This window comes from Phaeovulum molybdatiresistens, from assembly GCF_023544865.1.
Lineage (GTDB): Bacteria > Pseudomonadota > Alphaproteobacteria > Rhodobacterales > Rhodobacteraceae > Pontitalea.
In genome coordinates, this window is sequence record NZ_JAMJFX010000007.1 from 62,112 (window position 1) to 83,768 (window position 21,657).

The 21,657-nt window shown below is 65.9% G+C and carries 21 protein-coding genes; 8 read left to right on the forward strand and 13 right to left on the reverse strand.

The features are described 5' to 3' along the window. Positions 1-12: 12 nt before the first annotated feature. From MXB90_RS07040 to MXB90_RS07060, 5 genes are all read right to left on the reverse strand, one after another. A complete protein-coding gene (locus MXB90_RS07040) occupies positions 13-1,362 on the reverse strand; it encodes a pyruvate dehydrogenase complex E1 component subunit beta (protein ID WP_250042852.1) in 1,350 nt (449 codons plus the stop codon). A gap of 13 nt (positions 1,363-1,375) precedes the next feature. Continuing rightward, the gene (gene pdhA, locus MXB90_RS07045; protein ID WP_250042855.1) at positions 1,376-2,380 is read right to left on the reverse strand and encodes a pyruvate dehydrogenase (acetyl-transferring) E1 component subunit alpha; all 1,005 of its coding nucleotides are present in this window, start codon (positions 2,378-2,380) and stop codon (positions 1,376-1,378) included. Between the two features lie 73 nt (positions 2,381-2,453). Next, the gene (locus MXB90_RS07050; protein ID WP_250042856.1) at positions 2,454-2,750 is read right to left on the reverse strand and encodes an FtsB family cell division protein; all 297 of its coding nucleotides are present in this window, start codon (positions 2,748-2,750) and stop codon (positions 2,454-2,456) included. 179 nt (positions 2,751-2,929) lie between these two features. After that, positions 2,930-3,823, reverse strand: a complete 894-nt coding sequence (locus MXB90_RS07055; protein WP_250042857.1) for a fructose bisphosphate aldolase — start codon at positions 3,821-3,823, stop codon at positions 2,930-2,932. Positions 3,824-3,949: 126 nt separating this feature from the next. Beyond that, the gene (locus tag MXB90_RS07060; protein WP_250042858.1) at positions 3,950-5,149 is read right to left on the reverse strand and encodes a phosphoglycerate kinase; all 1,200 of its coding nucleotides are present in this window, start codon (positions 5,147-5,149) and stop codon (positions 3,950-3,952) included. Between the two features lie 135 nt (positions 5,150-5,284). Here MXB90_RS07060 and MXB90_RS07065 point away from each other — a divergent pair, with 135 nt between their 5' ends. Both MXB90_RS07065 and MXB90_RS07070 read left to right on the forward strand, forming a co-directional pair. Beyond that, positions 5,285-5,791 (forward strand): peptidylprolyl isomerase, encoded by a 507-nt coding sequence (locus tag MXB90_RS07065; RefSeq protein ID WP_250042859.1) that lies wholly within the window; start codon positions 5,285-5,287, stop codon positions 5,789-5,791. Then, positions 5,784-6,368: a peptidylprolyl isomerase gene (locus MXB90_RS07070; protein ID WP_250042860.1), complete on the forward strand. Its 585-nt coding sequence runs from the start codon at positions 5,784-5,786 to the stop codon at positions 6,366-6,368. Before MXB90_RS07065 ends, MXB90_RS07070 begins: the two co-directional genes overlap by 8 nt. A 136-nt stretch (positions 6,369-6,504) precedes the next feature. On the opposite strand, the gene tyrS is transcribed toward MXB90_RS07070, so the two are convergent. Further along, positions 6,505-7,755, reverse strand: a complete 1,251-nt coding sequence (tyrS, locus tag MXB90_RS07075) for a tyrosine--tRNA ligase (RefSeq protein WP_250042861.1) — start codon at positions 7,753-7,755, stop codon at positions 6,505-6,507. Positions 7,756-7,814: 59 nt separating this feature from the next. On the opposite strand from tyrS, the gene MXB90_RS07080 reads away from it, so the two are divergent. Beyond that, complete coding sequence (locus MXB90_RS07080; RefSeq protein WP_250042862.1) at positions 7,815-8,924, forward strand: anhydro-N-acetylmuramic acid kinase; 1,110 nt, start codon at positions 7,815-7,817, stop codon at positions 8,922-8,924. A gap of 126 nt (positions 8,925-9,050) precedes the next feature. Here MXB90_RS07080 and eno read toward each other — a convergent pair whose 3' ends face one another. The 3 genes from eno to MXB90_RS07095 form a co-directional block, all read right to left on the reverse strand. Next, a complete protein-coding gene (eno, locus tag MXB90_RS07085) occupies positions 9,051-10,328 on the reverse strand; it encodes a phosphopyruvate hydratase (RefSeq protein WP_250042864.1) in 1,278 nt (425 codons plus the stop codon). A gap of 89 nt (positions 10,329-10,417) precedes the next feature. Next, entirely contained in the window at positions 10,418-11,281 is an 864-nt protein-coding gene (locus tag MXB90_RS07090) for a DMT family transporter (RefSeq protein WP_250042866.1), read from the reverse strand. Between the two features lie 123 nt (positions 11,282-11,404). Then, positions 11,405-12,127, reverse strand: coding sequence for an endonuclease/exonuclease/phosphatase family protein (locus MXB90_RS07095; protein WP_250042877.1), 723 nt, complete (start codon positions 12,125-12,127; stop codon positions 11,405-11,407). A gap of 59 nt (positions 12,128-12,186) precedes the next feature. Between MXB90_RS07095 and MXB90_RS07100 the strand changes: the two genes are divergently transcribed. Further along, the gene (locus tag MXB90_RS07100; RefSeq protein WP_250042879.1) at positions 12,187-12,840 is read left to right on the forward strand and encodes a hypothetical protein; all 654 of its coding nucleotides are present in this window, start codon (positions 12,187-12,189) and stop codon (positions 12,838-12,840) included. Here MXB90_RS07100 and MXB90_RS07105 read toward each other — a convergent pair whose 3' ends face one another. The 3 genes from MXB90_RS07105 to MXB90_RS07115 form a co-directional block, all read right to left on the reverse strand. After that, a complete protein-coding gene (locus tag MXB90_RS07105; protein ID WP_250042882.1) occupies positions 12,841-14,262 on the reverse strand; it encodes a protein adenylyltransferase SelO in 1,422 nt (473 codons plus the stop codon). Positions 14,263-14,427: 165 nt separating this feature from the next. Continuing rightward, entirely contained in the window at positions 14,428-15,369 is a 942-nt protein-coding gene (locus MXB90_RS07110; RefSeq protein ID WP_250042883.1) for a nucleoside hydrolase, read from the reverse strand. Between the two features lie 110 nt (positions 15,370-15,479). Continuing rightward, the gene (locus tag MXB90_RS07115; RefSeq protein ID WP_250042886.1) at positions 15,480-16,484 is read right to left on the reverse strand and encodes a Fe(3+) ABC transporter substrate-binding protein; all 1,005 of its coding nucleotides are present in this window, start codon (positions 16,482-16,484) and stop codon (positions 15,480-15,482) included. Between the two features lie 257 nt (positions 16,485-16,741). On the opposite strand from MXB90_RS07115, the gene MXB90_RS07120 reads away from it, so the two are divergent. The 3 genes from MXB90_RS07120 to ndk all read left to right on the forward strand — a co-directional run bounded on the left by MXB90_RS07120 (position 16,742) and on the right by ndk (position 19,550). Then, on the forward strand, positions 16,742-17,017 hold the full coding sequence (locus MXB90_RS07120) for a hypothetical protein (RefSeq protein WP_250042888.1): 276 nt from the start codon (positions 16,742-16,744) through the stop codon (positions 17,015-17,017). Between the two features lie 60 nt (positions 17,018-17,077). Beyond that, positions 17,078-18,931, forward strand: a complete 1,854-nt coding sequence (locus tag MXB90_RS07125; protein WP_250042890.1) for an ABC-F family ATP-binding cassette domain-containing protein — start codon at positions 17,078-17,080, stop codon at positions 18,929-18,931. A 196-nt stretch (positions 18,932-19,127) separates the two neighbouring features. Continuing rightward, positions 19,128-19,550, forward strand: coding sequence for a nucleoside-diphosphate kinase (gene ndk / locus MXB90_RS07130; protein WP_250042892.1), 423 nt, complete (start codon positions 19,128-19,130; stop codon positions 19,548-19,550). A gap of 90 nt (positions 19,551-19,640) precedes the next feature. On the opposite strand, the gene MXB90_RS07135 is transcribed toward ndk, so the two are convergent. Beyond that, positions 19,641-20,129 carry an RrF2 family transcriptional regulator gene (locus MXB90_RS07135; protein WP_250042894.1) on the reverse strand — a complete coding sequence of 163 codons (489 nt, stop codon included), beginning with the start codon at positions 20,127-20,129 and terminating at the stop codon, positions 19,641-19,643. A 160-nt stretch (positions 20,130-20,289) separates the two neighbouring features. Here MXB90_RS07135 and MXB90_RS07140 point away from each other — a divergent pair, with 160 nt between their 5' ends. Next, the gene (locus MXB90_RS07140) at positions 20,290-21,651 is read left to right on the forward strand and encodes an NAD(P)/FAD-dependent oxidoreductase (RefSeq protein WP_250042896.1); all 1,362 of its coding nucleotides are present in this window, start codon (positions 20,290-20,292) and stop codon (positions 21,649-21,651) included. Positions 21,652-21,657 lie beyond the last annotated feature (6 nt).

A 21,657-nucleotide genomic window follows, 5' to 3' on the forward strand; every position in this document is an offset into this window, starting at 1 on the left:
GGTGCTTCCCCCTTAGCGATAGGTGACTTTTTTCACCGCCGCCACGACCTCATCCGAGGTCACGAGCGCCAGTTTTTCAAGGTTGGCCGCATAGGGCATCGGCACATCCTTGCCGGTGCAGTTGATCACGGGCGCGTCCAGATAGTCGAAGGCGCGTTCCATGATCACCGCCGAGAGGTGATTGCCGATGGAGCCGACGGGCCAGCCCTCTTCCACGGTGACGCAGCGGTTGGTTTTCATGACCGAGGCCAGAACCGTGTCATAGTCGATCGGGCGCAGCGTGCGCAGGTCGATCACCTCGGCAGAGATGCCCTGTTCGGCCAGCTTGTCGGCGGCTTCCAGCGCGTGGACCATGCCGATGCCGAAGGAGACGATGGTGACATCGCTGCCTTCGCGCCAGATCTTGGCCTTGCCGAAGGGAATGGTGAAATCATCGATCGCCGGCACATCGAAGCTGCGGCCATAGAGGATTTCGTTTTCGAGGAAGATCACCGGGTTCGGATCGCGGATCGCGGTCTTCAGCAGGCCTTTGGCATCGGCGGCGGAATAGGGCATCACCACCTTGAGCCCCGGGATCTGGGCATACCAGGCGGCATAGTCCTGGCTGTGCTGGGCGGCCACGCGGGCGGCGGCGCCGTTGGGGCCGCGGAACACGATCGGGCAGCCCATCTGGCCGCCGGACATGTAAAGTGTCTTCGCCGCCGAGTTGATGATCTGGTCGATCGCCTGCATGGCGAAGTTGAAGGTCATGAATTCGACGATCGGCTTCAGCCCGCCAAAGGCCGACCCCACCGCGATGCCGGCAAAGCCGTGTTCGGTGATGGGCGTGTCAATCACGCGCTTGGCGCCGAACTGATCCAGCAGGCCCTGGCTGATCTTGTAGGCGCCCTGATATTCGCCGACCTCTTCGCCCATCAGATAGACGTCTTCGTCGCGGGTCATTTCCTCGGCCATGGCCTCGCGCAGGGCTTCGCGGACGGTCATGGTTTTCATGGGGGTGCCTTCGGGCCAGTCGGGGCTGGTGTCGGCTTTCGGTGCTTGGGGCGCCGGGGTGGCCGGTGCGGCGGCGGCTTGTGCCTTGGGGGCGGGGGCCGCCTGCGGGGCGGCATCGGCGGTTTCACCTTCTTCGATCAGCACGGCGATCGGGGTGTTGACCTTGACGCCCGCGGTGCCTTCGGCCACCAGGATCCGGCCCATCACGCCTTCGTCGACGGCTTCAAATTCCATCGTGGCCTTGTCGGTTTCGATCTCGGCGATGATCTGGCCGGCGCTGACGGTATCGCCTTCTTTTACCAGCCATTTTGCCAGGGTGCCTTCCTCCATCGTCGGCGACAGGGCGGGCATCAGGATTTCGGTTGCCATTCGTCTCTCTCCCTTACGCGTAGATGTCGGTCCAGAGCTCGGAAACATCGGGCTCGGGGCTTTCCTTCGAGAATTCGGCCGCGTCGTTCACGATGGCCTTGATCTCTTTGTCGATGGCTTTCAGGTCTTCATCGCTGGCATGGCCGCCCTGCAACAGCATCTCGCGCACGTTTTCGATCGCGTCGCGTTCGTCGCGCATCTTCTGCACCTCTTCGCGCGAGCGGTATTTTGCCGGGTCCGACATGGAATGGCCGCGGTAGCGGTAGGTCTTGATTTCAAGGATGTAGGGGCCATCGCCGGCGCGGCAGTGGGCCACGGCGCGTTCGCCCGCCGCCTTCACCGCAAGCACATCCATCCCGTCCACGGTTTCACCCGGGATGCCAAAGGCCTCGCCCCGGGTGTAGATGTCGGGGGTCGAGGTGGAGCGTTTCTGCGACGTGCCCATCGCATATTGGTTGTTCTCGATCACGAAGATCACCGGCAGTTTCCACAGCGCGGCCATGTTGAAGGTTTCATAGACCTGGCCCTGGTTCGCCGCACCGTCACCGAAGTAGGTGAAGGTCACGCCGCCGTTGCCCTTGTAAAGATCGGCAAAGGCCAGGCCCGCGCCCAGCGGCACCTGCGCGCCCACGATGCCGTGGCCGCCGTAGAAGTGCTTTTCCTTGGAAAACATGTGCATCGAGCCGCCCTTGCCCTTGGACAGCCCGCCGATCCGGCCGGTCAGTTCGGCCATGACCCCGCCCGGGTCCATGCCGCAGGCCAGCATGTGGCCGTGATCGCGGTAGGAGGTGATGCGCTTGTCGCCTTCCTTCGCGGCGGCTTCCAGCCCCACGACGACGGCTTCCTGACCGATATAGAGGTGGCAGAAACCGCCGATCAGGCCCATGCCATAAAGCTGACCGGCCTTTTCCTCAAAGCGGCGGATCAGCAGCATGTCCCGGTAGTATTTCAGAAGCTCGTCCTTCGAGACATTGGCGCGGCTGGCGCCTTTCGTCTCGGGGTTCTTGCGTGTCGCCATCAGGCAGCCTCCCCTGCGAATGGAATAGTTCAATGTTAAACCATTCCATAGCGCAAGGCCCGCGCCGATGCAATCAGCGGATCACGATCTCATCCGGGCGCACGGTGCCCAGAACGTCACGGGCGCGTTCGTCCAGCAGATCAAGGTCCAGATAGGCATCCGACAGCCGGCTGGTCAGGTTGGCCATCCGCGTCAGGTCCGCGCGCAGGCGGTCGCGTTCAGTCTCCAGCGCGGTGATTTCAGCCTCGATCTGGACGCGCCGGAAGATCCCGTAGGATCCCTGCACGGCGGCGAAGGTGAAATAGGCCCCCATCGCGATGGCTGCGGTGAAGAAGATCAAGGGTCCGAACCCGCGGCGCTTATTGCTCATGTGCCTGTCCCATAGCCGCCCATCCCGCCTCTGCTGGGCGAGTATTCGAATCATGCCACAGGGGCGGGGGAAAGGGAATCCCTGTGGGCGGGGAATTGCCGGAATTCGGCGTCCAAGATGCGAACGGGGGCCGATTGGCCCCCGGTTCCGGATCGTTCATCCTGGCTGCGTTGCGCCGATCAGCCCGCGACCGAGGCGGCGTGGATCGCGTCGATCGCCGCCCCCAGCACCGCGTCGAATTCGGCGTCGGTCTGTTGCGCGCTCAGGCCTTCGGTCAGCGCGCGGCTGAACGAGGCGATGATGCCGGTGTTCTGCGCCAGGATCCGGTTCGCCTCATCACGGCTATAACCGCCCGACAGCGCCACCACCTTCATCACGCGGGGATGATCGACCAGCGGCTTGTAGAAATTGGGCTCGCTGGGCAGGGTCAGCTTCAGCATCACCTGGCGGTCGGCGGGCAGGGCGTCCAGCGCGCGCAGCAGTTCCGCGCGCAGGATCGCCTCGGCCTCGGCCTTGTCGGCGATGGAAATCGTCACCTCGGGTTCGATGATCGGGATCAGGCCATGGGCCAGAACCTGCGCACCCAGATCGAACTGTTGATCGACCACCGCGCGGATGCCCGCGGGATTGGCGGCGTTGATCACCGAACGTTCCTTGGTGCCAAAGATGCCGGCCTTGGCGGCGCGCGCCAGCAGGTCATCCAGCCCCGGGATCGCCTTCATCAGCTGCGCACCGTCGGCCTCGGCCTCAAGGCCCTTGTCGATCTTGAGGAAGGGCACCACGGCGCGCTTGTCCCACAGATAGGTGGCGGTCGGGATGCCGTCGATGTCGCGGTCCATCGTCTGTTCGAACAGGATCGCGCCGATTACCTTGTCGCCGGTGAAGGCGGGCGATTTGATGATCCGGGCGCGCATCGCATGGATCAGGTCGAACATTTCGCTTTCCGAGGAATAGGCGCTTTCCTCAACGCCATAAAGCCGCAGCGCCTTGGGCGTCGATCCGCCCGACTGGTCCAGCGCGGCGATGAACCCCGCCCCGTTGCGCATCTGTTCGGCCTGCTTGGCATTCGGCATGATCTGTCCCCTGCGATGAACCTGTTGAACGGGCAATTCCTTGCGCCCGCAGATAGCCGCTCGGCGCTGGCGGTGCAATTGTGATCGCGCTAACGGGCGGGGCGCCCGGCCCCGTCCCGCAGATCCTTAGCCGGTCTGGCGCATCAGCGCGGCGACGCCCGGCAGGTCCTTGCCCTCCATCCATTCCAGGAAGGCCCCGCCCGCGGTCGACAGATAGCTGAAGCGCGCCGCGACCCCGGCCTTGTTCAGCGCCGCGACCGTATCGCCGCCCCCCGCGACGGAAATCAGCTTGCCCGCCTCGGTCAGCTCGGCGGCCTTTTGCGCGGCGGCATTGGTGGCGGCATCGAAGGGCGAGATTTCGAAGGCCCCCAGCGGGCCGTTCCAGATCAGCGTGCGGGCGCGATCGAAGACGGCGGCGATATCGGCCACCGCCCGGGGGCCGGCATCCAGGATCATCGCATCCGCGGGGCAGGCATCGGCGGCCACCACCTCGGTTGCGGCGCCGGCGCGGAATTCGCGCGCCACCACCACATCGACGGGCAGGTGGATCGTGCAGCCCGTGGTTCCGGCCTTGGCCAGGATCGCGGCGGCGGTGTCGGCCATGTCATGTTCGGCCAGCGACCGGCCCACATCCAGCCCCTGCGCCACCAGGAAGGTGTTGGCCATGCCGCCGCCGATCACCAGGTGGTCGACCTTCTCGATCAGGTTGCCCAGAAGATCCAGCTTGGTCGACACCTTGGCGCCGCCTACCACCGCCGCCACCGGGCGCTGCGGCTTGCCAAGCGCGGATTCAAGCGCCTTGAGTTCCGCCTCCATCAGCCGGCCGGCGGCGGCGGGCAGGATATGGGCGATCCCCTCGGTCGAGCTGTGCGCGCGATGTGCCGCCGAGAAGGCATCGTTCACATAGACCTGACCCAGCGCGGCCATGGCGGCGGCCAGTTCGGCGTCGTTCTTTTCCTCGCCCGCATGGAAGCGGGTGTTTTCCAGCAAGACCACCTCATGGTCGTTCATCGCGGCCACCGCGCGCTTGGCCGGGCCGCCGATGCAATCTTCGGCGAAAGTGACCTTGACCCCCAGCGCCTGCGCCAGCGCGGGGACCAGGGGTGCCAGGCTCAGATCCGGGACGGGTTTGCCCTTGGGCCGGCCGAAATGCGCCAGCAACACCGGCTTGCCGCCCTTGGCCATGATGTCGCGCACCGTGGGCACGATCTTTTCGATCCGCGTCGCGTCGGTCACCCGCCCGTTTTCCAGCGGCACATTGATATCGACCCGCACCAGCACGACCTTGCCGTTCAGATCCACTTCGTCGAGCGTCTTCCAACCCATCGCGAAAACTCCGTTCCTGATTTGGCGCATACTTGCCCCGCGCGGGCGCGAAAGGCAACGTCTGCCCCGCGCTTTGCCCTTTTCTTGGCCCTTCGGGCGGCATAATGTCCCCCCAAAGATCCCGAGGAGAATGACATGGCCGAGATCAAGGACCCCGAAAACACCATCATCATCGAGCTGAAGGACGGCCCCGTCGTCATCGAGCTGCTGAGCGATGTCGCGCCCAAACATTGTGAGCGCATGAAGGTGCTGGCCCGCGCCGGACAATATGACAACGTGGCCTTCCACCGCGTGATTGACGGCTTTATGGCCCAGACCGGCGATGTGGAAAATGCCAATATGGAAAAGGGCTGGGATCCGCGGCGCGCCGGAACCGGCTCGTCGGACCTGCCCGATCTTCCGGCAGAATTTTCCAAGCTGCCGCATGACCGCGGCACGCTGGGCGCGGCGCGCTCGATGAACCCGAATTCGGCCAACAGCCAGTTCTTCATCAACTTCAAGGACAACCACTTCCTGAACGGCCAGTACACCGTCTATGGCCGGGTGATCTCGGGGATGGAACATGTCGACAAGATCGCGCGCGGCGAGCCGCCGGCGAACCCCGACCGGATGATTTCGGTCAAGGTGGCCGCCGATGCGTAAGGCGGGGCTGTCGATCATCGCGGCGCTGGCGCTTTCGGGCGCGGCGCTGGCGGAAGGCACCGGCATTGCCGATACGCCCGGCCCGAACCTGGTGCTGGAGGTGGGCGGATCGACCACGGGGCAGATCGTCATCGACCTGCTGCCCGATGTCGCGCCCAAGCATGTCGACCAGATCACCGCGCTGGCCCGCGAAGGCGCCTATGATGACGTGGTCTTTCACCGCGTGATCGAGGGCTTCATGGCCCAGACGGGTGACGTCCAGTTTGGCAAACGTGGCGGCGACACGCAACTGGCCGGGATGGGCGGGTCCAACCGCCCCGACCTGCCGGCGGAATTTTCCAACCGCTCGTTCGTGCGCGGCATGGTGGGCATGGCGCGCAGCCAGAACCCGGATTCGGCCAACAGCCAGTTCTTCATCATGTTCGACGCGGCCCCGCATCTGGACGGGCAATATACCATCGTCGGTCATGTGCTGGACGGGATGCAGGTCGTCGATGCCCTGGCCAAGGGCAATCCGGCGGCGAACGGTCTGGTGGCTGACCCCGATTACATTGTCAGCGCGACGGTGGTTGAATAAGGCCAAGCCGGGGGGCCAGCCCCCCGGACCCCCCCCGCCGGAGGGTTTTGCACCCTCCGGACCACCTGCAGAGTATTTTGCCAAGAAGAAGCCCGGCCATTTCGGACCGGGCTTTTTTCGTTTCATCAGGGCGGGCTCAGCCCAGTGTGACCAGCGCGTGGCGTTTCTTGCCGGCGGTCAGTTTCAGCGGCTCGACCAGATCGCCCGCGCCGAACATGCGCCCCGGATCGGCCTCGACCTCATCATTGACGCGCGCCGCGCCTTCCAGGATCAGCCGTTTCGCATCCTTGCCGGTCTTGGCCAGGCCCGAGCGCAGGATCAGTTGGGCAAAGCTGATACCCTCGGACACATCGGTCGGGGTCAGCGCCAGCGTCGGCAGATCATCACCCACGCCGCCCTTTTCAAAGACCTCGCGTGCGGTGGCCTCAGCCGCCGCAGCCGCGTCCGCCCCGTGTAGAAGCGCCGTGACCTCGTTCGCCAGGATGATCTTGGCCGCGTTGATCTCTGACCCCTGCAGGGCGCCCAGGCGGTCACATTCTTCCACCGGCAATTCGGTGTAAAGCTTCAGGAACCGGCCCACATCGGCATCGGTGGTGTTGCGCCAGAACTGCCAGAATTCATAAGGGCTCAGCATCTCGCCGTTCAGCCAGACCGCGCCACTGGCCGACTTGCCCATCTTCTTGCCGTCGCTGGTCGTCAGCAGCGGCGAGGTCAGGCCGTAGATTTCGTGGTCCAGCACCCGGCGCGTCAGGTCGATGCCGTTGACGATATTGCCCCACTGGTCCGACCCGCCCATCTGCAACAGACAGCCATAGCGGCGGTTCAGTTCCAGGAAGTCATAGGCCTGCAGGATCATGTAGTTGAATTCCAGGAACGAGAGGCTTTGTTCCCGGTCCAGCCGCGATTTCACCGATTCGAACGACAGCATCCGGTTCACGCTGAAATGCCGCCCGATGTCGCGCAGGAAATCGAGGTAGTTCAGCCCGTCCAGCCATTCGGCATTGTTAAGCATGACCGCGTCATTCGCACCCTCGCCGTAGCGCAGGTAGCGGGCAAAGACCTGCTTCATCCCGGCGATGTTCTCGTCGATCTTGTCGGGTGTCAGCAGCGGGCGTTCTTCCGACCGGAAAGACGGATCGCCCACCTTGGTCGTGCCCCCACCCATCAGCGTGATCGGCTTGTGCCCGGTCTTTTGCAGCCAGCGCAGCATCATGATGTTGAGCAGATGGCCCACATGCAGCGATGCCGCCGTTGCATCATAGCCGATATAGGCCGGCACGACGCCCTTGATCAGCGCCTCGTCCAGGGCCTGATAATCGGTGCAATCGGCCAGATAGCCCCGCTCGATCATCACGCGCATGAAGTCCGATTTCGGATGGTAGGTCATCGTGCTTGTCCCTCTTTGACGGGAATGCGTATATCGGGGCAAGGGTCGAAGGGGAAGTCATGTTGAAATCGGGGCCGGTCTGGGCGGTGGGGGCGATGTCGGGCACGTCGCTGGACGGGGTCGATGCGGCGCTGCTGCTGACCGACGGACGCGCGATCCAAGAGTTTGGCCGCCACGCCTATCGCCCCTTCACCGGCGCCGAACGCGCGGTGCTGCACGCAGCCCTGGGCCGCTGGCCCGGTGAGGCCGGCGTGGCCGAAGCGGCGGAAGTGGTCGAGACCGCCCATGCCGAACTGCTGGCCGGTTTCCCCGAGGCGCAGATGGTCGGCTTTCACGGCCAGACGCTGGCGCATGATCCGCAAGGCATTCAGGGCCCGCCGCGCACCCATCAGACGGGTGACGGCGCCGTGCTGGCCGAGGTGCTGGGCCGCCCCGTGGTCTGGGATTTCCGCACGATGGATGTCGAACTGGGCGGGCAGGGCGCGCCGCTGGTGCCCTACTTCCACTTCGCCTGTGCGAAATGGGCGGGGCTGACGCAGCCGGTGGCCTTCCTGAACCTAGGCGGCGTGGGCAATGTCACCTGGGTCGATCCGCGCCAGCCGGGGCCAGAGGCGCCGGGCGCGGTTCTGGCCTTCGACACCGGCCCCGCCAATGCCCCGGTCAACGACCTGATGCGCGCCCGCCTTGGCCTTGACCGCGATGAGGGCGGCGCGCTGGCGCTGTCGGGGCTGGTGGACGCGGGCGTGCTAGAGGCATTCCTTGCGCATCTCTTCTTCCTGCGGATGCCGCCGAAATCCCTGGACCGCAACGATTTCCACGATCTGCTTTCGGCGGTTTCCAGCCTCGGCAATGCCGATGCCGCCGCTACCCTGACCGCCTGCGCCGCCGCCGCCGTCGCGCGCGGGGCGGAACATTTCCCCGTTCCCCCCGCCGCCGTCTATGTCGCAGGCGGTGGACGGCTGAACGAGGCGCTGATGGTTGAACTTGCGCGCCGCCTGTCCTGCCCCGTGGCGCCGGTCGAGGATCTGGGCCTGAACGGCGACATGCTTGAAGCGCAGGCCTTCGCCTTCCTGGCGGTCCGCGTGGCGCGCGGCTTGCCCACATCCGGCCCCGCCACCACAGGCGTCGCGGCGCAGGTGGGCGGCGGGCGGATCAGCCGTCCGGCCTGACCGACCCTGTTCCGCATCTGGCTTCTTCTTGGCCCAAATACTCACGGCCCGCGGATTGCCACCCGCGGGCCGTGAGTATTTTTTCCAAGAAGAAGGGGGCAGGGCGGGCCTTGCCCCCAGCGGTCTTCAGCCGCGCAGGATCGAGCGGCCGGCGTATTCGGCGGTCTCGCCCAGCATTTCCTCGATGCGGATCAGCTGGTTGTATTTCGCCAGCCGGTCCGACCGGGCAAGGCTACCGGTCTTGATCTGGCCGCAGTTGGTGGCGACCGCCAGATCCGCGATGGTGGCGTCTTCCGTCTCGCCCGAGCGGTGCGACATCACGCTGGTATAGCGCGCGCGGTCGGCCATGCGGACGGCGTCCAGCGTCTCGGTCAGGGTGCCGATCTGGTTGACCTTGACCAGAAGCGAGTTGGCACAGCCTTCCTTGATGCCACGGGCCAGGCGCGCCGGGTTGGTCACGAACAGATCGTCGCCCACCAGTTGAACCTTGTTGCCCAGACGTTCGGTCAGCAGCTTCCAGCCGGCCCAGTCATCCTCGGCGCAGCCATCCTCGATCGAGATGATCGGGTAATCGGCGCAAAGGGCGGCCAGGTAGTCGACGTTTTCCTCGATCGAGAGCGATTTGCCCTCGCCCTTCATCTCATACTTGCCGCCCTTGAAATATTCGGTCGAGGCGCAGTCGAGTGCCAGGTGGATGTCGTCGCCGGGCTTGTAGCCTGCCTTTTCGATCGCGCGCAGGATGAAGTCCAGCGCGTCGCGGGCCGAGGACAGGTTCGGCGCAAAGCCGCCCTCATCGCCGACGCCGGTGGCCAGACCCGCGGCCGAGAGTTCCTTTTTCAGCGTGTGGAACACCTCGGCGCCCATGCGCACCGCCTCGCGGATGTTGCCCGCGCTGACCGGCATGATCATGAATTCCTGGATGTCGATCGGGTTGTCGGCATGTTCGCCGCCGTTGATGATGTTCATCATCGGCACCGGCAGGATGCGCGCATTGGTGCCGCCGACATAGCGGTAGAGTGGCTGCGTGGTGAAATCGGCCGCGGCCTTGGCAACCGCCAGCGACACGCCCAGGATCGCATTGGCGCCCAGACGCGACTTGTTCGCGGTGCCGTCCAGCTCGATCATCATGCGGTCGATTTCAACCTGCTCGGTGACGTCCTCGCCCACCAGGTTTTCGGCGATTTCGCCGTTCACCGCCATCACCGCTTCCAGCACGCCCTTGCCCAGGTAGCGCGCCTTGTCGCCATCGCGCCGTTCCACCGCCTCATGCGCGCCGGTCGAGGCGCCCGAGGGCACCGCGGCGCGGCCCAGCGTGCCGTCTTCCAGGATCACATCGACCTCGACGGTCGGGTTGCCCCGGCTGTCCAGGATTTCGCGCGCGTGGATGTCGATGATCGTGCTCATGGCTCGGGTCCCTTCGGGTGTGTTCCGTTGGCCGCTCTATAGCCCGGGGTTCGCGCCACGGGAAGGGTATGGTGGCGATAACGGCGGTGTTAGCGGCGCAACCGCGCCTCACGCAGCAGGGTGTAAAGCCCCGAGGCCACGATCACCGCGCCGCCCAGCAGCGTGGCGGTATCGACCGCCTCGTCAAAGACCAGCCAGCCGATGATCAGCGCAAAGACCAGCCGGGTATAGCGGAAGGGGGTGATCACCGCGACCTCGCCCAGCCGCATTGCGGCGATCAGCGCGTAATACCCGGCCGTGCCCGCCACTAGCGCACCCGCGATCTGGGCCCATTCGACCGCGTCGGGCGCCACCAGCGGCGTGCCCATCACCCAGGCCAGGATCAGCCCCGCCGGCACCAGGACGCCAAAGCCATAGGTCGCCAGCTGCAAGGATGTGATCGCGCCGGGCACGCGGCGGGTGGCCACATCGCGCCCCGCAAGGCCCAGCACCGCCACGACGGCAAACAGCGACAGCGCAGAAAACCCCTCGGTGCCCGGGCGGATCACGATCAGCACGCCCACGAACCCCACCGTGATCGCCGACCAACGCCGCCAGCCGACCGTTTCGCCCAGGAACAGCGCCGCCCCCAGCGTCACCGCCAGCGGCGTCGCCTGCAAGATCGCCGAGGCCTGTGCCAGCGGTGTGAAGACGATGGCCGAGACAAAGGCGATGGTGCCCACCAGTTCGCCCAGATTGCGCAGGATCACCGATCCCGCGATCAGGTCGCGGTTGATCAGCCGCTCGCCGCGGACGCGCGCGAAGATGGCGTAGATGATCGCCCCGCCCGCGCCCAGCAGCGCCAGGATCTCGCCCACGGGCAGGCGCGCGGACATGGATTTGACGAACATGTCCTCGATGGCAAATCCGGCCATCGCCGCCACCATCAACAGGCTGCCGCGCAGGTTTTCCATGATCTGTTCCGAACCGCCCTTGTCCCTGCGGTCAAATCCCGCGCGGGCAGGCTTTAGCGCGCGGCGGGGGGCGGCGTAAAGCGCGCGATTGTGTGGGTCACATGTTGCTGCCGGGGGGCAGGTTCAGCCGCGCAGCCCCGCAACATCGGCCCAAAGCGGCAGATGATCCGAAGCGTGGCGCGACAACGGCGTGTCCAGAACGCCCGCCCGCACCACCTGCAGCCCCGGGCCCAGCACCAGCCGGTCCAGATGGCCAAAGGGCGCGCGGGCGGGAAAGGTCGGGGCGGGGGCGTGAACGGTGAAACCGGCCAGCGGTTCAAAGCCGCGCTTGCGCGACCATTCGTTGAAATCGCCGATCGCCAGCGCCGGGCGCGGCGCGGCCGCCACCAGATATTCGCCGATCCGGTGCAACTGCGCGCGCCGGTCCACCCGCCGCAGCCCCAGATGCGCCGCGATCAGCCGGAACGGCGGCAGGCCCGCCTCGGACACCTCAAGGGCCAATGCGCCGCGCGGCTCCAGCCCCGGCAGGGTGATCGGATGCACCTGCGAGACCTGCAGCCCCCGCCGCGCCAGCACCGTCTGGCCATGCCAGCCCAGGCTGTTGGGTCCGGTGCGGTCGAAGGGGACCACCTCGAAATCGGTTTCCTCTTCGATCATGCGCGGCGGCAGGGCGGCGGGGCGATGGCCCATCCGCAAATCGACCTCTTGCAGGGCGACGATATCGGCCGAGAGCGCATTGATCACCGCCACCGCGCGATGGGGATCGCGCAGCCCGTCCGAGCCCACGCATTTATGCACATTGTAAGAGGCGATCCGGATGGTCATGTTGCAGATATGGGGGATCATGCGCGCGATTGCAGCGCCAAAATGCACCCCCACGATCAACTTGGTGTGGATGGGGGGCGATGAAGGATCACTGGCGGCGGGTACGGGCGCAGCCCCTGGCGATCCAGATAATCTGGGCGGCGCTGGCGGTGGAATTCCTGGCAGCGCTGTGGGAACGCCAATGGCCGCTGGCGGGCGTCGCCGCGATCACCGGGGCGCTGACGCTGGCGCCGATCTATCTGTCCTCACGCGTGGGGCTGCGTCTGCCGACGGCCTTTCTGGTCGGCATCACGCTGTTCATCTTTGCCACGATCTTTCTGGGCGAGGCGTTTGATTTCTATAACCGTTACTGGTGGTGGGATGTGGTGCTGCACGGCGGCTCGGCGCTTGGGTTCGGGATGCTGGGCTTCCTGTTCGCCTTCATGCTGTTCGAGGGCGACCGCTTCGCCGCCCCCGCCTGGGCGCTGGCGCTGATCGGCTTTACCATCGCGGTCACGATCGGCGCGCTGTGGGAAATCTTTGAATTCGGCATGGATCAGATCTTTGGTCTGAACATGCAGAAATCGGGGCTGGTGGATACGATGGGCGACCTGATCGTGGACGTGATCGGCGCCAGCATCGGCGCGCTGGCGGGCTTTGCCTGGCTGAAGGGGCGGCAGTTGGGCGGCTTTACCGGGGTGTTTGGCGATTTCGTCGCGCGCAACCGCCGCTGGTTTCGCAAGCACCGCGACTGATCAGGTGCCGCAAAAGGTGCGGTGAACGATCTGGTCGGTACGCGGCGCCAGGCTGTAGTCGGCAAAGGCGGGATCGTCGTCAAAGGGCCGGGCCAGCGCCGCGTTCAGGCGCTGGAACGGGGCCAGATCGCCCGCGACCGCGGCCCCGATCGCCTCTTCCACGCGGTGATTGCGCGGGATGCGGGCGGGATTGGCCCGGGCCATCACCGCGCGCGGATCGGCCTCTTGCGCAAGGCGGTCGCGCCACAGGCCCTCCCATTGGTCAAAGGCCTCGGCTTCGGCGAATTCCGCGCGCGCCGTGTCCTCCAGCAGGCCGCGGAAGGTCCGCGTGAAATCGGCCCGCAACAGCGCCATGCGCGACAAAAGCGTCTCGATCAGGTCCAGATCGGCCTCGGTCGCGGCCGCGATGCCGATCTTGGCACCGAAACGCGCCAGCCATTCGGCCTGAAAGGCAGGGCCAAAGCCATGCACCGCCTCGGTCGCGGCTTCAATCGCGGCCTCGCGTTCGCCCATCAGCGGCAACAGGCAGGTGGCGAATTGCGCAAGGTTCCAGGCCCCGATCTGCGGCTGGTTGGCATAGGCATACCGTCCCCCCCGGTCGATCGAGGAAAAGACGCGGTCGGGGTGATAGGCATCCATGAAGGCGCAGGGGCCATAATCGATGGTTTCCCCCGACAGCGCCATGTTGTCGGTGTTCATCACCCCGTGGATGAAGCCAAACGACATCCAGCCCGCGATCAGCCGCGCCTGCGCGGCCACCACCGCGCGCAGCAGGTCCAGCGGGCCATTGGCCTGCGGATAATGGCGTTCGATCAAGTGGTTGCACAGCGTTCTTATTGCGTCCTCGTCGCCCCGCGCGGCGAAATACTGAAACGTGCCCACCCGGATATGGCTGGACGCGACGCGGGCCAGAACCGCGCCCGGCATCGCGCCGGTTTCGCGCAGGACCGGCTCGCCGGTGGTGACAGCGGCCAGCGCGCGCGTGGTGGGCAGCCCCAGCGCCGCCATCGCCTCGGATACGACATATTCGCGGATGACCGGCCCCAGCCAGGCCCGCCCGTCGCCCCCGCGCGAAAACGGTGTGCGCCCCGCACCTTTCAGCTGCAGATCGAACCGAGCCCCATCGGGGGCCACAACCTCGCCCAGCAGGATCGCGCGGCCATCGCCCAGCTGCGGCACCCAGCCGCCGAACTGATGCCCGGCATAGGCCTGCGCCAGCGGCTCGGCGCCTTCGGGCACGGCATTGCCCGCCAGCATCGCAACGCCCGCAGGGCTTTCCAGCCAGTCGGCATCCAGCCCCAACCGCGCCGCCAGGGCCCGGTTCACCGCTACCAGCCCGGGTTCCGCCACCGGCACCGGGGCCTGTCGCGCATAAAACCGATCCGGCAGGCGGGCATAGCTGTTGTCAAAGCGCAGGGTCATCACATCCTCCTTGCCCGCGATATAGGCTGCGCCGCCCCTGTCGCAAGGCAGCGCCCCTGGCGGGCCGGGTCTGAGTATTTTTGCCAAGAAGAAACATGCGGCTTCTTCTTGGTCCAAATACTCCCCCGCCGGAGGCGTCCCGCAGCCGACACCGGCGCGCCGGGGTCAAAGCCGGGCGATCCGGTCGGTCAGCAGCGTATAGAATCCTTCGGCATCGACGCTGCCCATGAGCATCGCATTGGCGGGCCGGTCGGTGACGCGCCACCAGTCGGCCACCGTCATGCCGCGGGTCAGATCGGATTGCGTCTCGATTTCCACGTTCACATGGCGGCCCTGGAACAGGTCGGGGCGCAGCAGATAGGCGATCACGCAAGGGTCGTGCAGCGGCGCGCCCTGACTGCCGTATTTCGCCATGTCGTAGCGTTCGAAGAAATCGGTCCAGCTGGCGACCGCGTGGCCAACGCGGGTGCCAAGCGCGCGGAAGGCCTCGACCCGGGGGCGGGTGGTCAGCACCTTGTGGGTCACGTCCAGCGGCATCACCACCAGCGGCACGCCCGATCTGAAGACGATCTGCGCGGCTTCGGGGTCGACATAGATGTTGAACTCGGCGGCGGGGGTCACGTTGCCAACCTCGAAATAGGCGCCGCCCATCAGCACGATCTCGGCCACGCGGGGGATGATGTCGGGCGCGCGGGCGAAGGCGGTGGCGATATTGGTCAGCGGCCCCAGCGGGCAAAGCGTGACCGCCCCTTCGGGCAGGGCGCGCAGCGTGTCGATGATGAAATCGACCGCGCTCTGGTCCTGCAGCGGCATGGTGGGGTCGGGCAGGGTGATGCCGTCAAGCCCGGTCTTGCCATGCACATATTCCGCCGTCACCAGCTTGCGCGTCATCGGCCGGTCGCAGCCGGCGAAGACCCGGATGTCGGGCCGTCCGGCCAGTTCGCAGACCACGCGGGCGTTGCGCGCGGTCAGCTGCAACGGCACGTTGCCCGCCACGGCGGTGATGCCCAGCACCTCAAGGTCAGGGCTGGCCAGCGCCAGCAGGATCGCCACGGCATCGTCCTGGCCGGGGTCGGTGTCGATGATGATCTTGCGCGGCGCGGTCATGGGCTCTCCTGTTCTTTGGCGGCACAGTGGCTTGGGTGCGCGTTCTTGTCCAGATTGCCCAAAGCGAAAGCCCCGGCGAGGGCCGGGGCTTTGCGGTGTTTGCAACGGGATCAGCCGTCGAAATTGACCTCTTCGATCAGCTTCAGCGCGGCGGGGCGCAGCTTGGCAACGTCAGTCAGGGGCAGGGTGTCGGCGGTGAAGTCGCCCCAGCCCGCGACCAGATCCGAACGTTTCACGCCCTCTTTCAGCGGGAATTCGTGGTTGCTTTCGGCATAGATCGCCTGCGCGCTATCCGAGGCGAGGAATTCCATTAGCTTGAGCGCGGCCTCTTTGTTCGGGGCCGCAGTGGTCATCGCCACGCCCGAGACGTTCAGATGCGTGCCCGTGCCTTCAAAGACCGGGAAGACGATGCGCACGCTGTCGGCCCATGCCTTCTGTTCCGGGTCGGCCAGCATCTGGCCCATGTAATAGGTGTTGCCCAGGCTGATGTCACATTCGCCCGACCAGATCGATTTCACCTGGCCGCGGTCATTGCCCTCGGGCTTTTTCGCAAGGTTGGCCTTGACGCCTTCCAGCCAGGCGCGGGTGTCGGCCTCGCCGTGATGGGCCAGATGGGCTGCGGCCAGGGCGACGTTATAGTCATTGGTGAAGGGGCGGGTGCAGATCCGGCCTTTCCATTTCGGATCGGCCAGGTCTTCGTAGCTGGTCACTTCGCCCTCGGCGACGCGGTCCTTGCTGGCATAGATGATGCGCGCGCGTGACGTCAGGCCATACCAGTGACCGGCCGGGTCGCGGAATTCCGCCGGGATCGCGGCTTCCAGCGCGGGCGAGGCGACGGGCTGGGTCACGCCCGCCTCGACCACCTGCTGCAGGCGCGCGATGTCGACGGTCATCACCAGATCGGCGGGGCTGCGCGTGCCCTCGGCCTGCAGGCGTTCGACCATGCCCTTGTCCACGAAGGCCACATTGACCGCGATGCCGGTTTCCTGGGTGAAGGCGTCAAACAGCGGCTGGACCAGTTCGGGCTGGCGGTGCGAATAGACGTTCACCTCCTCGGCCAGCGCGGGCAGGGCGATCAGGGCGGTGGTGAGGGTCAGGGCGAATCGCGCGGTCATGGGGGACTCCTTTAGTCGGGATATGGGCTGTGTAAACCTGACAAAACTGATCGGGTCAATACCTGATTGGAAAAATCGGGTTTGTGGCGGGCGGGGTCGGGGGGGCTGTCTGCCCCCCTCTTGGCGCGGTGCGCCAATTCACCCCCCGAGGATATTTGCGCAAAGCCGAAGGGCAGGCCGTGGTGCGGCAGTGCGCCGCATCGAGAAAGCATATCAAAACAGTCAGGAATTGGGCGCACCGTTGAAAGGAGATCCCGATGCGCCCGTTTGTCCTGCTGTCCCTTGCGCTGTTGCCAGCCCCTGTTCTGGCCGACAGCGCCCCCCTGCCGCTGAGCTATCAGATGTTCGAAGCGGCGGTGCCGCATGTCGATCTGGAGCTGTGTCCCGCGGATCTGGCGGGTGAGGGGCGGTTTTGCCGCATGGCGATGCTGCACGATGAAATCCACGTCTTTGCCTTTTCCGAAGAGGGCGACCAGCCGATGGTGGGCTTTCGATCCTGGCCGGTCGAACGCATCGCGGCGCAGCTGGACTGAGCCCTGCCCGGGCCCTGGGGCAATTGACAAGGCCCGCGCGGTGCTTCATCGCTCGGGCCCATGCTGAAGATCACCGACCTGACCTATTCCGTCGAAGGGCGCCCGCTGTTTGAAGGCGCCAGCGCCACGATCCCCGATGGCCACAAGGTGGGCCTTGTCGGGCGCAATGGCGCGGGCAAGACCACGCTGTTCCGCCTGATCCGGGGCGAATTGGCGGCCGAGGGCGGAGCGATCAGCCTGCCTGCGCGCGCGCGCATCGGTGGCGTGGCGCAAGAGGTGCCCAGTTCCGCCACCAGCCTGCTGGATACGGTGCTGGCCGCCGATACCGAACGCGCCGCCCTGCTGGCCGAGGCGGGGACCGCGACCGACCCGCACCGGATTGCGGAAATCCAGACCCGGCTGGCCGATATCGACGCCTGGTCCGCCGAGGGGCGCGCGAGCGCCATCCTGAAGGGCCTTGGCTTTGACGCCGAGGCGCAGCGCCGGCCCTGTTCGGATTTCTCGGGCGGGTGGCGGATGCGGGTGGCGCTGGCGGGGGTGCTGTTCGCCCAGCCCGATCTGTTGCTGCTGGACGAACCGACCAACTATCTGGATCTGGAAGGCGCGCTGTGGCTGGAAAGCTATCTGGCGAAATATCCCCATGCCGTGATCATCATCAGCCATGATCGTGGCCTTCTGAACCGGGCCGTGGGCGCGATCCTGCATCTGGACAACCGCAAGCTGACGCTGTGGTCGGGCGGCTATGACCAGTTCGCCCGCGCCCGCGCCGCCGCCCGCGCGGCCCTGGCCGCCGAGGCCAAGAAGCAAGAGGCGCGGCGCGCCCATCTGCAAAGCTTTGTCGACCGCTTCAAGGCCAAGGCCACCAAGGCCGCCCAGGCCCAGGCCCGCGTCAAGATGCTGGAAAAGATGGAGCCGATCACCCCGCCCGAGGAAGCGGCCAAGCAGGTCTTAACCTTCCCCGCGCCCGAACAGCTTTCGCCCCCGATCATCGCGATGGAGGGCTGCGCCGTGGGCTATGGCGGGGCACCGGTGTTGAAACGTCTGAACCTGCGGATCGACCAGGACGATCGGATCGCGCTTCTGGGCCGCAACGGCGAGGGGAAATCGACCCTGTCGAAGTTGCTGGCGGGCAAGCTGGAACCGTCAGAGGGCCGGATCACCCGGTCGGCCAAGCTGCGCATCGGCTATTTCGCCCAGCATCAGGTCGATGAGCTGGACCTGAATGAGACGCCCCTGCAGCACATCCAGCGCCTGCGCCCCGATGAAGGCCAGCCCCGGCTGCGCGCGCGGCTGGCGGGGTTCGGCCTGCTGGCCGATCAGGCGGAAACGCAGGTGCGCAAGCTGTCGGGCGGGCAGAAGGCGCGGCTGTCTCTGCTCTTGGCCACGATCGATGCGCCGCATCTGCTGATCCTGGATGAACCGACCAACCACCTCGACATCGAAAGCCGCGAGGCGCTGGTCGAGGCGCTGACCGCCTATTCCGGGGCGGTGGTGCTGGTCAGCCACGACATGCACCTGCTGTCGCTGGTGGCCGACCGTCTTTGGCTGGTCAAGGGCGGCGGCGTCGCGCCCTATGCGGGCGATCTGGAAAGCTACCGGGCGGAACTGCTGGCCGGCGATCCGGCGGAAAAACCCGCGCCCAAGGCCAAGGACAGGCCCGCGCGCCCCTCGCGCGATGCGATCCTGGCGCTGCGCGCCGAGGTGCGCAAATGCGAAGACCGCGTGACCACGCTGACCGAGATGATCGGCAAGCTGGATGCAATCCTGGCCGATCCGGCGCTTTATGAACCCGGGCGGGCGCAGGATGCGGAAAAATGGATGAAGAAACACGCCGAGGCGCGCGAAGGTCTGACCCGCGCCGAGGCGCTCTGGATGGATGCGCTTGAAGCGCTGGAGGCGGCCGAAGCCCCCTGACCGGGCGGCCCTTTCATCTTGCCCGAAATACCTCGGGGTGAATTGGCCGCAGGCCAAGAGGAGCAGCGCCCCTTGCCCCCTTGGCGAACCGCGCGGCGGGGGGCTTTTCATCGCGCCAGCCCCGTGTTAGCAGGCGCCACAATGCGCGCCGGGGGACCGGTGCACCCGTAACCATTCCAATCGAAAGGCCAGCGCCATGGCGATCGAACGCACGCTTTCCATCATCAAACCCGATGCAACCCGTCGCAACCTTACCGGCAAGATCAATGCCAAATTCGAGGACGCGGGCCTGCGCATCGTCGCGCAAAAGCGCATCAAGCTGTCGCTGGAACAGGCCGGCAAATTCTACGAAGTGCACAAGGAACGCCCCTTCTATGGCGAGCTGTGCGAATTCATGGCGTCTGAACCGGTCGTCGTGCAGGTTCTGGAAGGCGAAGGCGCCATTGCCAAGAACCGCGAAGTGATGGGCGCGACCAATCCCGCGCAGGCCGCTGAAGGCACGATCCGCAAGGAATTCGCGCTCTCGGTCGGGGAAAACTCGGTCCACGGGTCGGATGCGCCGGAAACCGCAGCGCAGGAAATCGCTTTCTTCTTCTCGGGTCTGGAACTGGTCGGCTAAGACCGCCGCGCCGGGGCCCGCAAGGGCCAGAACTACGGGGCCGCCTCTGTCAGGGGCGGCCTTTTTGCTGCGCATTGGCCGGGCCGCGCATCAGGGGGCGGGTTCGGGCATGGGACGTCCGGGGCAGGGCGGGACGGTGGCCGTGCCGGGCAGACGCAACAGCGCCTCAAGCGCGCAATTGTCCGTCACCAGATCGGCCAGCGTCACCGGGTCCAGCGCGGCGTAAAAGGCATCCAGCGCGGTTTGCAGCGCGTGGCGGAACCGGCAGGCCGCGCTGAGCGGGCAGGTGCTGGTTTCGGGGTCGAAACATTCGGCAAAGGGCACGCCCGCCTCAAAGGCGCGTAGCACCGCGCCCACGCTGATCCGGTGCATCGGTCGGGCCAGTCGCAGCCCGCCGCAGCGGCCGCGCTGGGTGTCCAGGAACCCCTTTTGCGCCAGCGTGTTGATCACCTGCGCCAGATGGTTTTCCGAGGCATTGCACAGATCGGCAATCTCATGCTTGCGCACGATCCGCCCGTCATTGACGGCGCAGAACATCAAGGTGCGTATTGCAAGATTGCTTCGGGTCGTCAGTCGCATTCCATCGCCCCCCCCAGGGCCTGTCGAAGACACAGTCTAGCCCCGCGCGCGCCTTTGCGACTTGATCAAGATCAGGCATTCGGGCAGGTTTTATTGATTTGGGTCAAATGCATCATTTCGAAGGCATGTTAATTCTTGAATATAAATGCGGAGGACATCCATGGACACGAAAGCTTTCCCGACCTCGCGGCGGGCGTTTCTGGGGCTTGCCGGCGGGGCGGCGGCGGTGCTGGGGGTCAGCGCAGAACCTGTGGCGGCGGCGAAGGTGCGCACCAGCGCCAAGATCGTGATCGTCGGCTCGGGCGCGGGGGGGACGGCGCTTGCCAACCGCCTGGCCGAACGTCTGGACGGGGCGCAGATCACCATCGTCGACGGGCGCAAGCAGCATTGGTATCAGCCCGGGTTCACGCTGATCGGGGCGGGGCTGAAGCCTGCGTCCTATTCGGTGTCGGGCACCGGCGACTGGTTGCCCAAGGGCGTGACCTGGCTGGCCGAATATGCCGCCGGGATCGACCCCGAGGCGAAGGTGGTCACCACAGAAGGCGGCACCAAACTGCCCTATGATTTCCTGGTCGTGGCCACCGGCCTGACGCTGGACTGGGCCGGGGTTGAAGGGTTTTCGCTGGACATGGTGGGCAAGGACGGGATCGGCGCGCTTTATGCCGGCCCCGATTACGCCGAGGCCACCTGGCGCGAAATGGACCGCTTTACCGACACCGGGGGCGTGGCGCTGTTCGGCCGGCCCGCGACGGAAATGAAATGTGCCGGCGCGCCGCTGAAATACACCTTCCTGACCGACGACTACCTGCGCCGCAAGGGCACGCGCGACCGCTCTCAGGTCGTCTATGCCGCCAACAACAAGGGCCTGTTTGGCGTGCCGATCGTGAATGAGAAGGTGAAACTTCTGTTCCGCGACCGCGGCGTCGATGTGCGCTATGACCACGTTCTGACCGGGATCGATGCGGCCAGCAAGACTGCCTATTTCAAGACCCCCGAGGTCAGCACGATCAACCCCGACGGCACCGTGACGGTCACCCCCGGCACGACCGAGGCGATCAAGTTCGATTTCACCAACGTGATCCCGCCGCAGCGTGCGCCCAAGGTGGTGCGCGAATCGGGCCTGTCCTGGGCGGACAAATGGGTCGATCAGGGCTGGATCGAGGTCGATCAATCCACCCTGCGCCATCTGCGCTACCCGGATGTCTTTGGCGTGGGCGATATCAACGGCGTGCCCAAGGGCAAGACTGCGGCCTCGGCCAAGTGGCACGTTCCGGTGGTCGAGGATCATCTGGTCGCCGCCATCGAGGGGCGCGAGGGCACGGCCGTCTTCAACGGCTATACCTCTTGCCCGATGATCACCCGGATCGGGCGCGCGATGCTGATCGAATTCGACTACAAGGACAATCTGGTGCCGTCCTTCCCCGGCGTGATCGCGCCGCTGGAGGAGCTGTGGATTTCCTGGCTGATGAAGGAAATCGCGCTGAAACCCACCTATAATGCGATGCTGCGCGGCAAGGCCTGAGGAGGG

Coding starts and splice junctions, on each gene's coding strand:
- MXB90_RS07135 (WP_250042894.1), bottom strand. CDS start 20,129: ATGCGACTGACGACCCGAAGCAATCTTGCAATACGCACCTTGATGTTC.
- MXB90_RS07120 (WP_250042888.1), top strand. CDS start 16,742: ATGCGCCCGTTTGTCCTGCTGTCCCTTGCGCTGTTGCCAGCCCCTGTT.
- MXB90_RS07050 (WP_250042856.1), bottom strand. CDS start 2,750: ATGAGCAATAAGCGCCGCGGGTTCGGACCCTTGATCTTCTTCACCGCA.
- ndk (WP_250042892.1), top strand. CDS start 19,128: ATGGCGATCGAACGCACGCTTTCCATCATCAAACCCGATGCAACCCGT.
- MXB90_RS07055 (WP_250042857.1), bottom strand. CDS start 3,823: ATGCCGAATGCCAAGCAGGCCGAACAGATGCGCAACGGGGCGGGGTTC.
- MXB90_RS07105 (WP_250042882.1), bottom strand. CDS start 14,262: ATGACCCTGCGCTTTGACAACAGCTATGCCCGCCTGCCGGATCGGTTT.
- MXB90_RS07100 (WP_250042879.1), top strand. CDS start 12,187: ATGAAGGATCACTGGCGGCGGGTACGGGCGCAGCCCCTGGCGATCCAG.
- MXB90_RS07095 (WP_250042877.1), bottom strand. CDS start 12,127: ATGATCCCCCATATCTGCAACATGACCATCCGGATCGCCTCTTACAAT.
- MXB90_RS07140 (WP_250042896.1), top strand. CDS start 20,290: ATGGACACGAAAGCTTTCCCGACCTCGCGGCGGGCGTTTCTGGGGCTT.
- pdhA (WP_250042855.1), bottom strand. CDS start 2,380: ATGGCGACACGCAAGAACCCCGAGACGAAAGGCGCCAGCCGCGCCAAT.
- MXB90_RS07110 (WP_250042883.1), bottom strand. CDS start 15,369: ATGACCGCGCCGCGCAAGATCATCATCGACACCGACCCCGGCCAGGAC.
- MXB90_RS07090 (WP_250042866.1), bottom strand. CDS start 11,281: ATGGAAAACCTGCGCGGCAGCCTGTTGATGGTGGCGGCGATGGCCGGA.
- eno (WP_250042864.1), bottom strand. CDS start 10,328: ATGAGCACGATCATCGACATCCACGCGCGCGAAATCCTGGACAGCCGG.
- MXB90_RS07080 (WP_250042862.1), top strand. CDS start 7,815: ATGTTGAAATCGGGGCCGGTCTGGGCGGTGGGGGCGATGTCGGGCACG.
- MXB90_RS07040 (WP_250042852.1), bottom strand. CDS start 1,362: ATGGCAACCGAAATCCTGATGCCCGCCCTGTCGCCGACGATGGAGGAA.
- MXB90_RS07125 (WP_250042890.1), top strand. CDS start 17,078: ATGCTGAAGATCACCGACCTGACCTATTCCGTCGAAGGGCGCCCGCTG.
- MXB90_RS07115 (WP_250042886.1), bottom strand. CDS start 16,484: ATGACCGCGCGATTCGCCCTGACCCTCACCACCGCCCTGATCGCCCTG.
- MXB90_RS07070 (WP_250042860.1), top strand. CDS start 5,784: ATGCGTAAGGCGGGGCTGTCGATCATCGCGGCGCTGGCGCTTTCGGGC.
- MXB90_RS07065 (WP_250042859.1), top strand. CDS start 5,285: ATGGCCGAGATCAAGGACCCCGAAAACACCATCATCATCGAGCTGAAG.
- tyrS (WP_250042861.1), bottom strand. CDS start 7,755: ATGACCTACCATCCGAAATCGGACTTCATGCGCGTGATGATCGAGCGG.
- MXB90_RS07060 (WP_250042858.1), bottom strand. CDS start 5,149: ATGGGTTGGAAGACGCTCGACGAAGTGGATCTGAACGGCAAGGTCGTG.